Annotated in this window: 12 protein-coding genes; 2 read left to right on the top strand and 10 right to left on the bottom strand. The window is 75.7% G+C overall.

Features of this window, described 5'->3' with window-relative positions:
* Positions 1 to 20 precede the first annotated feature (20 nt).
* Complete coding sequence (locus tag ABZ452_RS16345; protein WP_357943301.1) at positions 21 to 452, top strand: barstar family protein; 432 nt, start codon at positions 21 to 23, stop codon at positions 450 to 452.
* Positions 453 to 671: 219 nt separating this feature from the next.
* On the opposite strand, the gene ABZ452_RS16340 is transcribed toward ABZ452_RS16345, so the two are convergent.
* Positions 672 to 1,391 carry an HD domain-containing protein gene (locus ABZ452_RS16340; protein WP_357943299.1) on the bottom strand — a complete coding sequence of 240 codons (720 nt, stop codon included), beginning with the start codon at positions 1,389 to 1,391 and terminating at the stop codon, positions 672 to 674.
* A 64-nt stretch (positions 1,392 to 1,455) separates the two neighbouring features.
* Positions 1,456 to 1,899, bottom strand: coding sequence for an ATP-binding protein (locus ABZ452_RS16335; RefSeq protein ID WP_357943297.1), 444 nt, complete (start codon positions 1,897 to 1,899; stop codon positions 1,456 to 1,458).
* A gap of 182 nt (positions 1,900 to 2,081) precedes the next feature.
* Between ABZ452_RS16335 and ABZ452_RS16330 the strand changes: the two genes are divergently transcribed.
* On the top strand, positions 2,082 to 2,717 hold the full coding sequence (locus ABZ452_RS16330) for a DedA family protein (protein WP_357943295.1): 636 nt from the start codon (positions 2,082 to 2,084) through the stop codon (positions 2,715 to 2,717).
* A 25-nt stretch (positions 2,718 to 2,742) separates the two neighbouring features.
* Here ABZ452_RS16330 and ABZ452_RS16325 read toward each other — a convergent pair whose 3' ends face one another.
* The 8 genes from ABZ452_RS16325 to uxaC form a co-directional block, all read right to left on the bottom strand.
* On the bottom strand, positions 2,743 to 3,186 hold the full coding sequence (locus ABZ452_RS16325) for a hypothetical protein (RefSeq protein WP_357943293.1): 444 nt from the start codon (positions 3,184 to 3,186) through the stop codon (positions 2,743 to 2,745).
* Between the two features lie 11 nt (positions 3,187 to 3,197).
* On the bottom strand, positions 3,198 to 4,436 hold the full coding sequence (locus ABZ452_RS16320; protein WP_357943291.1) for a DUF6745 domain-containing protein: 1,239 nt from the start codon (positions 4,434 to 4,436) through the stop codon (positions 3,198 to 3,200).
* A 133-nt stretch (positions 4,437 to 4,569) separates the two neighbouring features.
* Positions 4,570 to 6,189, bottom strand: coding sequence for a family 16 glycoside hydrolase (locus ABZ452_RS16315; RefSeq protein WP_357943289.1), 1,620 nt, complete (start codon positions 6,187 to 6,189; stop codon positions 4,570 to 4,572).
* A 70-nt stretch (positions 6,190 to 6,259) separates the two neighbouring features.
* The gene (locus ABZ452_RS16310) at positions 6,260 to 7,597 is read right to left on the bottom strand and encodes a pectate lyase (protein WP_357943287.1); all 1,338 of its coding nucleotides are present in this window, start codon (positions 7,595 to 7,597) and stop codon (positions 6,260 to 6,262) included.
* 191 nt (positions 7,598 to 7,788) lie between these two features.
* Positions 7,789 to 9,009 (bottom strand): Gfo/Idh/MocA family oxidoreductase, encoded by a 1,221-nt coding sequence (locus ABZ452_RS16305; protein WP_357943285.1) that lies wholly within the window; start codon positions 9,007 to 9,009, stop codon positions 7,789 to 7,791.
* Positions 9,006 to 10,496, bottom strand: a complete 1,491-nt coding sequence (locus ABZ452_RS16300) for a mannitol dehydrogenase family protein (protein WP_357943283.1) — start codon at positions 10,494 to 10,496, stop codon at positions 9,006 to 9,008. Before ABZ452_RS16300 ends, ABZ452_RS16305 begins: the two co-directional genes overlap by 4 nt.
* Complete coding sequence (locus tag ABZ452_RS16295) at positions 10,487 to 11,788, bottom strand: enolase C-terminal domain-like protein (protein WP_357943281.1); 1,302 nt, start codon at positions 11,786 to 11,788, stop codon at positions 10,487 to 10,489. The genes ABZ452_RS16300 and ABZ452_RS16295 overlap by 10 nt, the downstream gene beginning before the upstream one ends.
* The gene (gene uxaC / locus ABZ452_RS16290; protein ID WP_357943279.1) at positions 11,785 to 13,215 is read right to left on the bottom strand and encodes a glucuronate isomerase; all 1,431 of its coding nucleotides are present in this window, start codon (positions 13,213 to 13,215) and stop codon (positions 11,785 to 11,787) included. The genes ABZ452_RS16295 and uxaC overlap by 4 nt, the downstream gene beginning before the upstream one ends.
* Between the last annotated feature and the right edge of the window lie 6 nt (positions 13,216 to 13,221).

The raw sequence follows: 13,221 nt of genomic DNA, 5'->3' as shown, positions 1-13,221 counted from the left end.
CGGCCGGAAAGGATCGACCGATGGGCGCAGCCTCCCCGTACCCGCCGGCCTGGCTCGCGTTCGACGACGGGGCGGCGGCCGAGCCGACCGGGGTGGCCCTGGCCGGGGCGGACGCCCGGACCCGGGCCGGCCTGCACGAGGCGCTGGCAGGGGCGCTACCCCTGCCCGGCTGGTTCGGGCGCAACTGGGACGCGCTCGCCGACGCGCTGGCCGACCGGCTCGACGCCGGCCCACTGACCCTCGTCGTGCGGGGCGCGGCGGACCTGCTCGCCGACGAGCCGCCGGCCCAGCTCGGCACCCTCCTCGACGTGCTCGGCGCGGTCGCCGCCGGCGGCCACCACTCGCTGTGCGTGGTGCTGCGCGACCACCCCGACCGCCTGGCCGCCCTGCGGGCCCGGATCACCGCCGCCCTCGGCGGCCGGGTCGGCGCCCCACCCCCGGACGCGAGCTGACCGCGCGCCGGCTGCCCGAGCGCCGGCCAACCGGCCACCGTCCGACGGGGCGTGGGCCGAGCGGGTACCGGCCACCGACCGCACGGGGCACCGGCCACCGGCCACCGGTCACCGGCCGACGGCCGACGGGGCGCCGGCCTCGGGGGTATACCGGGCACCGGCCGACGGGCGCCGGCCGAGCGGCCACCCGCCGACGGCCACCGGCTGACGGGGCGCTGGTCAGTTGGGCTGGTCGAGGATCGCGCTGAATCGCTCCTCGGCGAGGTCGAGCTGGGCGAAGATGTGCCGTTTCACCGGCGCCGACAGCGGCGTGTCCGGCCGGGCGATGAGGTCGCGGAAGACCGGCACCAGTGGCCGGTACTTGGCCGCCGAGCGGGCCACCTTCGGGCCGACCGTGTGGATCACGCCCACCCCGTTGTCGGTGAAGTCCGACACCTTGATCACCCGGGCCCAGGGCTCCCGGTCGAGGCTCGCCGCCACGTGCTCCCGGTACTGGACGTGCCGGTCGCGCCCCGGGTCGTACGCCGGGTTGGTGACCGCACCGACGAGCCGGGCCACCCGCGGGCCGAACCGCGCGGCCAGGGCGTCCAGCGCCGCCGGCGTGGGCTCCCCAGCGGTGTCCGGGCCGGCCAGCTCCGCCGGGTGGTCCTCCGCGGCGTCGTGCAGCAGGCCCGCGACGATCACGTCCACGTCCCGCACCTGGTAGTGGTGCATCATCCGGATCGCCACCCGGAGCAGCTGGTTCAGGTACGGCTCGCGCACCCGCCGGTCCTCCCGGTGCAGCTCGGCGGCGAGATCGAGGGCGGCGGTGAGCCGCTCCCGGGCGGGTTCGTCGAACGCCTCGATCTCCAGCCGGAAGCGGGCCAGCAGGCCCGGCTCGCCGTGTATCTCCGTGATCGCGTGCATCGGCATGGTCGCCAGGTACGCCGGGAACTCCATGCGTCCCTTATAGCTGATCTTCGCTAGGGAGCGTGGTCCCCGGTCGGCCTCCCGACCGTGTCGGTCAGCCGCCGCTGAGTCGCTTGACCAGGTGGACCGTGGTGCCCTCCGGGGTGCCGACGATGCTCACCTCGTCCATCACCCGGGTCATGATCATCCGGCCTCGGCCCCGGTCGGTGGGATCCCCGTCGGCGTCGGGCCGCCAGCCGCCGCGGTCGCGCACCTCGATCACGAGGTGGTCGTCGCGCAGCTCGGCGCGGAGCGTGGTGATCCCCTCGGGCGCGAAGCGGTAGCCGTGCTCGATGGCGTTGGCGCACGCCTCGCCGGCGGCGATGAGCACGGTCTCGACGTCCCAGTCGCTCACCCCGTGGCCGCGCAGCCAGCCCCGCAGCCGCTCCCGGGTGGGCGCGAGCCGCACCGGGTCGGCGGGCAGGTCGACGGTGAACACCGGGGCGGTCCCGGCGGGGTCGTCGCCCGGCACCAGCCCGGCGGCTGTCCCACCCTCCACGTCCGGCCCCCCGTCCCGCGCACGTCCCCGGCCGGGGCGCTCGCCGTCACCGTCCCGTCCTGCCGGTCATTGTCCCCGGTCGGGCCCGCCGGTATTCCTCGACCCGGCGGTTCGTCCCGCCCGGGTGTCGGAGGCGGCCGGAGCCGGCGCGGTGGCGCTCGATCCCGGGTCACAATCGGCGGGTGGACCGGGTGCTGGACCTGCTGGTGGCGCTGCCGCCCGCCCTCGTCCTGGCTCTCGTGTTCCTGCTGCCGGCGCTGGAGGCGTCGACCTTCCTCGGGCTGGTCGTGCCGGGGGAGATCGCCGTGCTGGTCGGCGGAGTGCTGGCCCACGAGGGACGCCTGCCGCTGTGGGCGGTGATCGTCGCGGCGGTCGCCGGTGCGGCCGTCGGCGACCAGGCCGGCTACCTGGTGGGCCGCCGGTACGGCCGGCGGCTGCTGGCCCGGGTGCCCCGCCGGTTCGCCCGTGCGGGGGAGCTGTCGCGAGCATTGGAGCTGGTGCGCCGCCGGGGCGCGGTCGCGGTCGTGCTCGGCCGGTGGGCGGCGGCGCTGCGCGCCCTCGTGCCCGGGCTGGCCGGGATGAGCGGCATCCCGCACCGCGCGTTCACCGTGGCGAACCTGACCGGCGGCGCGCTCTGGGCGGTGGCCGTGACGCTCCTCGGCTATCTGGCGGGGGCGTCGTTCCGGCTGCTGGAGCGGCGGCTCGGCTGGGGCGGCGAGGCGCTGCTCGCCTTGGTGGTGCTGCTGGTGGTCGTCCGGGTCGTCCGGGCCCGGTGGGCCGCCCGCCGCGAACGGGCGGGCACCGCCGGGCCCGGCTGATCCCCCGCCGGGTCGGGGAGCGTGGTCAGTCGGCGACGAGGTGGTCGCCGCCGCCCCACTGGGTGCTGCGCTCCCGCTGCCGGCGGACCAGGTACGTGCCGGGGGCGATGCCGGAGCCGCCGTGCTCGGGGTGGATGAGGTACGCCGGCCGGACGCACCGCAGCACGCCGACGGCGAGGAACTGCGGATCCGCGACGTCGGCCGTCCACTCGGCGTCGCCCGGCCCGGCGACCAGGGTGTGCGGGTTCCCGCCGGCCGCCCCGCGGAGCAGTTCGACGCCGCCGGGCGGCACGGGACGCCAGCGTGCCCGCGGCGACGGCTGCACGTCGGCGAGGATCCGCAGCGGGATGACGATGAGGTCGCCCTGGGCCTGGAGGCCGTCGACGACGGGGATGCGGACCTGCTGTTCGAGGTGGTCGAGCACGGTCAGCCCGGTGCGGCCGGCCAGCTCGGCGAGGGTCAGGGTCATGGTCATCACCTTCAGGTTCGGCGGAGGAGTCGGGCGTACTGGTCGCCGGTCAGGCCGTAGGACCAGCCGGCGGCGGCGACCGGGTCGTCGAGGTGGTCGGGGACGGTGAGGCCGTACCGGCGGCGTCGGCCGTCGCGCTCGACGGACCCGTTGACCGCCAGCAGCACCCGGGCGGGCCGCCCCCACACCTGGCGGGGCAGGTCGTAGAGCTGGAGCCGGCAGCCCGGGTTGCCGGGGTCCGGCGCCTCGGCGAGCAGCCGCAGCCGGGCCTCGGCCAGGTACGCGTCCCAGCCGAGGTGCTCGATCGCGCAGCGGCGCACCTCGACGTTGCGCTCGCGGGCGATCCGCTCGACCGTCGGATCGTGGACCACCCACTCGGGCACGGCGATGCCGTGCCAGGCGTGGCCGCCGGTCCCGTCGGCGTACCCGACGGCCGGGCCGTGTCCGTTGTGGCTGCGCCGCTCGCCGTGGTGGGCGCCGGGGACCGGCTCGGTGTGCGCCACGGTGGTGCGTTCGGTGACCACGCAGACGCCCTCCCGAGGCCACCACCAGCCGCACGAGCGGGCCGCCTCGGCCCACAGGTCGAGGTGCCGGTCGTCGTCCGGGTCGTAGCGGCCCGGCCGGAGCTGCCGGCGGACGTCGTAGTGCGCCAGCCAGGCCACGTCGTGCTGCCCGTGCCAGCGCAGCCCGGGCGGTTCGGGGACCTCGGCGACCAGCCCGTTCCGCACCACCGCCCGGATCCCGTCGCGGACCGTCCGGTGCAGCGAGTCGCGGACGCCGGTGTCGAGCAGGTCGTCCAGCCGCGCCCCGGCGTCGAGCGCCTCGGCCGGCGGCCGGGTCGCGACGAGCGGGCTCCGCCCGACCCACCAGGGCGGCTCGCCCGCGCTGCGGGTCCGGTCGTCCAGCCTTCGGCGCAGGCCGTGCACCTCGTCGGCGAGCTGCCGCGCCAGGTGCCAGGGGAGGTCCGGGTCGGTCGGGCCGCCGTACCGGATCGGGGGTTCGTCCAGCAGGTCGACGGCCTGCCGGGGACTGGCCACCCAGTGGAACCGGGGGCGGGGCCGGCCGAGCCGGGCGTAGAGGCCGGTGAGGGCCCGTTCGGCGCGGTCGCGGTCGGCGGGTTCGGTGCTGAGGGCGCTCCGGAGCCAGCCGTCGCGGAGTTCCGCCGCCCGGTACCAGCGGTCGAGCTGATCGGTCAGGTTCCGGTGGCTGCCGGCGCGGCGTCGGGCCCGCTGCCGGTTGCGCGCGCTCATGGCGCGAGGGCGGTCACGCCCTTTCTCTCGATCATGGCAGCGATGTTGGCAGGTTCCGCCCCGCCCGGCAACGCGATTACCGGCCGGGCCGGCGCCCCCGGTAAGGGAACGCCGGCCGGGCGGCGGTGGGAGATCAGCCGCTGATCTTCCCGGTGCCCGCCCCCACGGTCACCGTGGCCTTCACGGTGCTCGCCGGGTCGAGCGTGTACGCGTACGGGATCGAGGCCACGCTGCCGGCGGTCTGCGGTATGCCCGAGTTGACGTACAGGTTGTTCCGCTCGACCAGGTTGCCCGTCGGCGAGGAGCCCTCGCCGACGTGCGTCGGGTCGGTCATGTTCTCGAAGGAGTTCCCCTCGACCAGCACGCCGGCGCCGCAGGTGGTGGCGATGCCGTAGCTGTAGGACGGGTTGGCGGTGGTCACGTAGTAGTTGTTGAACACGTGCACCGGGTTGCCGAAGCGGACCCGCGGGTTGCGCTGGAAGCAGTTGCTGAACGCGTTGTGGTGGTAGGTCACCTTCAGCTTGCCGCTGTCCTCGCCGGAGTTGTTGTCGCTGTGCCCGACCAGCGAGCACTTCACGTGGTCGTGCAGCCGGTTCCAGGAGACGGTGACGAAGTTCGACCCGTGGGTGACGTCGAGCAGCCCGTCGTAGTAGTCGGTGCCGCTCGTGGTGTCGCTGGACAGGTCGTTGTGGTCGATCCAGACGTTGGTGGAGTTGTCCAGGTGGATGGCGTCGCCGTTGCCGACGCCGGCGCGTACCTTGGCGATCCGCAGGTTGCGGACGACGATGTTGCGGGCGTCGCGCAGGTTGAGGCCGCAGCCGGTCAGCCCCGAGCCGGCGCCGATCCCGATGACGGTCTTGTTCGAGCCGACCCGGATCTCCGTCGAGCAGGTGAAGTTCCCGTTCACCCGGACGGTGGCCGCCGTGTCGCCCTCGACCGCGTCGGCCAGGGCCCCCGCGTCGCTCACGGTCACCGTGCCGCCGCCGGCCCCGCCGGTGGTGCCGCCGTTCTGGGTGGCCCAGCCGACCAGCCCCGTCGTGGGCGGCGGGTTGGTGGGCGGCGGCGTGGTCGGCGCCGGCGTCGTCGGCGACGGCGTGGGGGAGGAGGAGGTGGGCGGCGTGGTCGGGGTGCCGCCGGCGCCGTCCACCGCGACGTCGTCGAAGACCGCGCTCGCGTACGCGGTGACGAGCGCGATCCGGCCGGCCGCGTACGCGGTGTCGGTGCCGGAGGCGATCTGGGTGCCGTTCACGAAGCCCCTGACGGTGCTGCCGGTGGCCTCGATCCGCAGCGTGTACCAGGTGCCGGTGGCGACGGTCAGCGCGGCGGACCCGAGCACGGAGATCTGGCTGCCGTTGACCATCTGAAGCTCGGCGCGGTTGGCGTTGGTGAGCGCCAGCCGGTACATCTTCGTGGAGCTGGTGGAGCGGGACGCCAGGCCGACCAGCCGGTTGGCGCCGTTGAACGACAGCGGCTTGACCCGGGCCTGCACCCGGTAGTCGGTCCAGCCGGTCTGGCCGGCGAAGGCGCGGGCCAGTTCGCTGGCGGCGTTGCCCTGCCGGTACGCCGGTGAACCGTCGGTGACCACCGACCAGTCGCCGCCGGACTTGGACCAGCCGTCGGCGTTGCCGTCGTCGAAGGTGTCGCCGAACAGGGTGGCCGCCGCGGCGTTGCCGGTCAGGCCGACCGTGAGCAGCAGGGCGGTGAGGCCGGCGCCGGCCGCGGCCAGCGCCCCTCGGTGGTGTCGGAGTCGCACGGTGCTTCCTCCAGGGTGGGTGGGGGTGGGATGGCCGGGCGCCGCGTGGGGGACGGGTGCGGCTCCGGGGTCAGAGGGGCAGCCGGCCGGCGCCCGCGAACGCGCCCACGACGAGCGGCACGAGCGGCGTGGGCAGCACGGGTGCGGCGCGCAGGGTGGGCGTCCAGCCGGCGTCGCCGTCGAGGTCCGGATCGTGCGCCGCGTTGTACGCGCCGAGCAGGTCCACCGGGCGCGCCGGGCCGCCGCCCTGGCGCAGCCAGCTGCCCCGCTCGGTGAGCGCGGTGCCGCCCCAGTCCTGGATCAGGTCGGCCACGTCGACGTCGCCGGCCAGGGTGAAGAAGTTGTTCTCGGCGTGGATGGCGGACTGCACGCCGACGCCGAGGGCGTACGCGAAGCCGGGTCCGCCGAGCCGGTAGTGGTTCTCGTGCACGTCGACCTGGCCGAACCGGACCCGGGGCAGCCGCTGGAGGTCGCCGTCGAAGAGGTTGTGGTGCACGGTCACCTTGAGCCGGCCGACGTCCGGGCCGACCGTGTTGGACGAGCCGATCAGCATGAGCTTGTCCCTTCCGGCGAACCGGTTCCACGAGGCGGTGACGAGGCTCGCCGTGTGCGTGACGTCGAGCGACCCGTCGTGCACCTGGTAGGGGCGGCCGAAGTGGACCGGCTGGCCGCTGTCGGGGTTGTCGCCGTCGGTGAACGTGTTGTGGTCGACCCAGACGTGCTCGCTGCGGCGGACGGAGATCTGGTCGTACTGGGAGTTCCAGTTGCCGGCGTCGCCGTCGGTGGGGGACCAGGCCGGGAAGCAGTCCCGGGCGTCCGTGAGGGTGAGGTTCCGGACGATCACGTTGCTGACCCGGTCGATCATCAGGGTCAGCCCGGTGAGCCGGGCGCCGCGCAGCCCCACGATCGTGGTGTTGGCGCCGACGGTGATCTGGGTCTGCCGGGTCTGGTTGGCCACCGAGCGCACCCGGGCCGCCTCCAGAGGCCCGCTCGGGTCGACGCGCCCCCAGACCGCCGGGTCGTACGCAGCCAGGTAGCCGTCCAGCGTGTACCCGGGGTCGGCCAGGTCGGCGCAGTCGAGGAGGGCGCCGTCGGGGCCCTCGAAGCCGTCGACGGTGCCCGCCACGTACACGATCTTGGGGGTGGCGTTGGTGGCGTTGTCCCCGCCGAGCGCGTCGACCAGTTCGGCGCGGGTGCGCACCACCCGGATGCGGTCGGGGGCGGCGGCCGCGCCGCCGGTGGTGCCGGTGCCCTCGGCGGCCCAGCCGTCCTTCGCGGGGAGCGCCTGGCGGCCGATTTCCTGGGCGAGCCGGGACAGGGCCGGGGCGGCGGGGGCGGCGGGCGCGGGGGTGCCGGTGACCGCGAGCGCGGCGGCGACAAGCGCCGCGCCGACTGCTGTTCTACGCATGACTCCTACCGTCCTGTCAGCTTCTGGTGGCCGATACCTGACGGTAAAGTCATTGTTTTATATGGGTCAATGTGTAGTGTGTGCAGGTTTGTTGCAATGGAGAGATGCGTGGGGTATTGCCCCGGCCGGGAGCGGCCGGATACGCGGGCTTCTGTCCGGATCGCCCGGACCCGGCCCTGCCGGGGTTTGCACTACCGTTGCGGCGCCTCCCCGTCCGGCAGCTCGACCCGGTAGGGCGGTACCGCCCACGGCACCCCCGACTCCGACGGCAGCGCGCCGGACGCGGCGGCCCGGCGCAGCACCGCGTCGACGCCCCGGATGACGCGTACCCGCTGCGGCCCGTCGCCCTCGGACCGGACCAGCGCGCCGCCGAGCAGGGCCGGCTCCGGCGCGTCCCGCAGCGCCGCGACGACCGCCGTGAACGGCGCGGTCCGCGCCAGCGGCACGATGAGCGGGGTGCCGGCGGCCCGGTGGTCGAGCAGGTTCTCCAACAGCCCGCGCCGGCCGGGCACCTCGCGCGGCGCCGGGTCACCCGGCAGCCGGAGCCGGTCGGTCGGATACTCCAGCACGGCCCGGTCCCGGTCGCCGGTGACGTGCACCTCGCCGGCGATGTGCTCCTCGCCGGCCAGGGTGACCGCGGCCAGCACCGGCGGCCCGCTCCGCGGCGTCACCCGCAGCACGGCCGTGTCGTCCACCTCGATGGGCCGCACCCGGTAGCGCTCCACCTCGATCCGGGCCGGCCGGACCGGCGCGCCGGTCACCGCCTCGGCGACGGCCAGGCACTGCATCACCGCGTGCGCGAGGGGGTTGGCCAGGGCGCCGTCCAGCGCGGGCCGGCCGTCGAGGCTGCGCCGGCCGGCCCAGCGGGCGCGGTCGTAGTAGGCGTCGGGTCGCCGCCAGGACGCCACGGTGGCGGCGGCCGTGACCGTGCCGAGCCGCCCGGCCGCGAGGGCGGCGGTCAGCTCGGTCAGGGCCGCCGAGCCGAGCGCCTGGAAGCCGACCTGCACGGCCCGGCCGGCGTCCCGCGCCGCCGCGGCGAGCCGCCGGTGTTCGGCCAGGTCGAGCACGGGCGGCTTCTCCAGCAGCAGGTCCGCCCCGGCGGCGAGGGCGTCGAGGGCGATCGGCAGGTGGGTGTGCGGCGGGGTGCAGACCACCACCACGTCGGGACGGACGGCGGCGAGCATGGCCCGGTGGTCGGTGAAGATCCGCGCCCCGGGCGGGACGGGTGCGGCCGGTTCGTCCTCCAGGGGGCGGACGTCGACCAGGCCGACCAGGCGCACCCGGCCGGCGTCGTGCAGCGGCGCGATGGCCCGCCGGTGCCAGCGCCCGTGCCCGTTCGCCCCGACCAGCGCGACCGTGGGCGCCGCACCCGCCGCGGCCTCGACGGGCCGCGCGGCGATCGGGCCGGTCACGCCGCACCGGCCAGGGTGGCCCGCACGCCGTGCCGTTCGAGCGCGGTCAGCCAGCCGGTCACGTCGGCCCGGACCTCGTCGTCGGCGGCCAGTTCGGCGGGGAAGACCTCGCGCAGCGCGAAGAGCGCGTCGACCGCACCGGCCGGGGTTTCCGGCGCGGCGGCGAGGGCGGCGCGGATCCGGTCGGCGAGCGGGTCGTCCAACGGCAGCGGGCGCCCGTCGTCCGCGTACCCGAGAACGAAGCGCAACCAGGCCGCGACCACCAGGGCGGCCCAGCGGGCCGGGCGGCCGGCCGCCCGCAGGTCCACGATCGTGTGCAGCACCCGCTGCGGCAGCTTCTGCGAGCCGTCCATGGCGATCTGGAGGGTGCGGTGCCGGATCGCCGGGTTGGCGAACCGGGCCAGCACCTCCTCCCCGTAGGCCGGCACGGAGACGCCGGGCGGCGGGGTGAAGCTGGCCGCCACGTCCTCGGCGACCAGCCGGCGCAGCACGTCATCCAGCCCGGGCAGCGTCAGGGCCTCGGCGACCGTGTCGGTGCCGGCGAGCGCGCCCAGGTACGCCGTGGCCGAGTGCACGCCGTTGAGCGAGCGCAGCTTCAGCCGCTCCCACGGGCCGGCGTCGGCGGTGAGCACCGCCCCGGCCCGCTCCCAGGCCGGCCGCCCGCCGGGGAAGTCGTCCTCGACCACCCACTGCGAGTACGGCTCGGCGGCCACCGCCGCCAGATCGGTCACGCCGAGCGCCCGCCGGGCCGTGTCCAGAGTGTCCGGGGTGGGCGCCGGCACGATCCGGTCGACCATGGTGCCGGGGAAGGTGACCTGCCGCTCGATCCAGCCGGCCGGCCCGTCGGGCACCCGGGCCAGCGCGAGCGCCTGGGTCACCAGGCCGCGCAGCCGGCGGCCGTTGGCCGGCAGGTTGTCGCAGCTGACCAGCGCGACCGGGCCGGCGTCGGCGGCGGCCCGGGCCAGCAGCCCGCGGACCAGCAGCCCCGGCACGGTGCGCGGGGGCCGGTCGGTGGTGAGGTCGGCGACCAGGTTCGGGTCGGCGCGCAGCGCGCCGGTGACCGGGTCGAGGTGGTACGCCTTCTCGGTCACGGTCAGCGTCACCACCCGGATGGCCGGGTCGGCGAGCAGACGCACGACGGCGGCCGGGTCGGCGGCCGCGTGGCGTACCCCGGCCAGGGCGCCGACCACCCGGGTGGCCGAGCCCTCGGCGGCCAGGGTGGTGACGCTGAACAGGGCGTCCTGCGCGGCGAGCGCGTCGACCACGGCGGTGCTGCGCGGGGCGACCCCGACGATGCCCCAGTCCCCGCCGGCCGCGCCGACCGCCGCCTCGGTGTGCACGGCCTGGTGGGCGCGGTGGAACGCGCCCAGTCCGAGGTGGACGATGCCCGCCGGCACGGTGCCGGGGCGCAGCAGCGGCCGGCACTCGACGGGCAGCCGGCGCAGGGTGGACAGGCCGAGACGGTCGGTGCCGGGGGTCACCGCCATGCCGGGCCGTCCGGGAAGCGGAACTCGGCGATGGACCCGGGCCGCATGGTGCTGCTGTAGCCGGGGGCGCTGGGCAGCAGGTAGCGGCCGCCGCGGGTGCGGACCGGGTCGGTGAAGTGCTCGTGCAGGTGGTCGACGTACTCGACCATCCGCCCGTCGAGGCTGGCGCCGACCCGGAGGAAGTCGAAGACCGCCAGGTGCTGGACGTACTCGCAGAGGCCGACCCCGCCGGCGTGCGGGCAGACCGGCACGCCGAACTTCGCCGCCATGAGCAGCTCGGCCAGGACCTCGTCGACCCCGCCGACCCGGCAGGCGTCGACCTGCATGACGCCGATGGCCTCGGCCTGGAGGAGCTGCTTGAAGATCACCCGGTTGGCGGCGACCTCGCCGGTGGCGACCCGGCACCGGCCGCCGGTCAGCTCGGTGACCGCGCGGGCGATCCGGGCGTGGCCCAGCACGTCGTCGGCGTGCGTCGGCTCCTCGATCCAGTACGGGTCGACCTCGGCCAGCACGGTCATCGCGGTGATCGCCTCGTCGACGTCCCAGACCTGGTTGGCGTCCATCATGAGCAGCGCGTCCGGACCGATCTCGGCGCGGATGATCCGGGCCCGGCGCAGGTCGTCGTCGAGCGGGCCGCCGACCTTCATCTTCATGGCCCGCCAGCCGTCGGCGTACGCGGCGCGGGTCAGCGCCCGCACCTTGTCGTCGGGGTAGCCGAGCCAGCCGACCGACGTGGTGTACGAGGGGAAGCCGTCCCGCTCCAGCTCGGCGCGGCGGTCGGCGAGGCCGTCGCGTCCCTTGTCCAGGATGGCCGCGGCCTCGTCGGGGGTGAGCGCGTCGGTGATGTGGTGGAAGTCGACGGTGGCCACGAGGTCGTCGGTGGGCAGCTCGGCGAGGAACCGCCACAGCGGCTTGCCGGCCAGCTTGGCGCGCAGGTCCCAGACGGCGTTGACCAGCGCGCCGGTCGCCATGTGGATGACGCCCTTCTCGGGGCCGAGCCAGCGCAGCTGCACGTCGGCGGTGAGCGACCGCCAGAACGCCACCGGCTCGGCGGCGATCTCCGCGACGGTCCGCCCGCGCACGTGGTGGGCCAGGGCCCGCACGGCCGCGCAGGTGATCTCGTTGCCCCGCCCGTTGGTGAAGGTGAACCCGGCGCCCGTGGGGCCGCCGTCGGTGGCCAGCTCGACATAGGTGGCCGAGTAGTCGCCCCGGTTGATCGCGTCCGAGCCGTCGCCGCTGGCGGCCGTGGGGAACCGGACGTCGTGCACGGTGACATCGGTGATGGTGGTCATGAAGCCCCTCCGAACTTGAAGACCCGCTTCGGCAGCCGGTACGCCAGGTCCACGATGGTCTCGGCGGCCTCGTCGGCCGGCAGCCGGTGCTCGGCGACGAGCCGGGCCAGGAAGCCGGCGTCGACCCGGCGGGCCACGTCGTGGCGGACCGGGATCGAGCAGAACGCGCGGGTGTCGTCGACGAACCCGGCGGTGTTGTAGAAGCCGGCGGTCTCGGTCACCGCCTCCCGGAACCGGCGCAGCACCTCCGGGGAGTCGAGGAACCACCAGGGCGCGCCGAGGAGCAGGGCCGCGTAGCCGCCGGCGAGCGGGGCGAGCTCCCGGGTGAAGGTGTCCTCGTCCAGGGTGTAGAGCACCACCCGCAGCCGCGGGTCGTTGCCGTGCGCGTCGAGCAGCGGCGCGAGGCCGTGCACGTAGTCGGTGGCCTGCGGCACGTCGCCGCCGACGTCCCGGCCGTGCCGGGCGTACAGCCAGCGGTTGTGGTTGCGCACGGCGCCCGGGTGCAGCTGCATGACCAGGCCGTCGTCCAGCGACATCCGGGCGAACTCCAGCAGCATGTGCGCCCGGAACGCCTCCGCGTCGGCGGCGCCGGCCCGCCCGCGCCGGCCCCGGTCGTAGAGCGCCGCCGCCTCGGCCGGGTCCAGGGCGAGGGTACGGGCGGTCGGGTGCCCGTGGTCCGAGGAGGTGGCGCCGGCCGCGATGAACGCCTCCCGCCGTCGCCGCAGCGCGGCCAGGTAGCCCGCGTAGGTGCCGGTGTCCTCGCCGGCGACCTCGGCGAGCCGGTCCACGTTGGCCGACCAGCTGTCGAACTCCATGTCCACCACGTCGTCCGGGCGGAACGTGGTGACCACCCGCCCGCCCGGCCCGCCCCAGCCGTCGGCGGCGAGCTTGGCGTGCCGGCCGAGGTCGTCCAGCGGGGACTCGGTGGTGGCGAGCACCTCGATCCCGAAGCGTTCGAACAGTGCCCGGGGCCGGAACTCCGGTTCGGCCAGGCGCGCGGCCAGCTCGTCGTAGACGGCGTCGGCGGTGCCCGGGGAGAGCGCGGTGGTCACCCCGAACACGTCCCGGAAGGTCTGCTCCAGCCAGAGCCGGGACGGGGTGCCGCGGAACAGGTGCCAGTGCGCCGCGAAGCGCCGCCAGATGGTCCGCCCGTCGGTCTCCACCGGGCTGCCGTCGACGCTGGGCACGCCGAGGTCGGCCGGCGGCACCCCCTGGCTGAGCAGCATCCGGGTGAGGTAGTGGTCGGGCACGACGAGCAGCCGGGCCGGGTCGGGGAACGGGCGGTCCTCGGCCAGCAGGGCCGGGTCGACGTGCCCGTGCGGGGAGATGATCGGCTGCTGGGCCGCCAGGGCGTACAGCTCGCGGGCGAGGGCGCGCTGGCCGGGTTCGGCGGGCAGGAGCAGGTCGCTGCGGGAGACGGTCGGCACGGGGGG

Source organism: Micromonospora sp. NPDC005707 (assembly GCF_040631005.1).
Lineage (GTDB): Bacteria > Actinomycetota > Actinomycetes > Mycobacteriales > Micromonosporaceae > Micromonospora.
Note: the sequence above shows the minus strand (reverse complement) of the source record. Positions and strands in the feature narration are given on the sequence as shown.

Coding starts and splice junctions, on each gene's coding strand:
- ABZ452_RS16345 (WP_357943301.1), top strand. CDS start 21: ATGGGCGCAGCCTCCCCGTACCCGCCGGCCTGGCTCGCGTTCGACGAC.
- ABZ452_RS16340 (WP_357943299.1), bottom strand. CDS start 1,391: ATGGAGTTCCCGGCGTACCTGGCGACCATGCCGATGCACGCGATCACG.
- ABZ452_RS16325 (WP_357943293.1), bottom strand. CDS start 3,186: ATGACCCTGACCCTCGCCGAGCTGGCCGGCCGCACCGGGCTGACCGTG.
- ABZ452_RS16320 (WP_357943291.1), bottom strand. CDS start 4,436: ATGAGCGCGCGCAACCGGCAGCGGGCCCGACGCCGCGCCGGCAGCCAC.
- ABZ452_RS16310 (WP_357943287.1), bottom strand. CDS start 7,597: ATGCGTAGAACAGCAGTCGGCGCGGCGCTTGTCGCCGCCGCGCTCGCG.
- ABZ452_RS16300 (WP_357943283.1), bottom strand. CDS start 10,496: ATGGCGGTGACCCCCGGCACCGACCGTCTCGGCCTGTCCACCCTGCGC.
- ABZ452_RS16295 (WP_357943281.1), bottom strand. CDS start 11,788: ATGACCACCATCACCGATGTCACCGTGCACGACGTCCGGTTCCCCACG.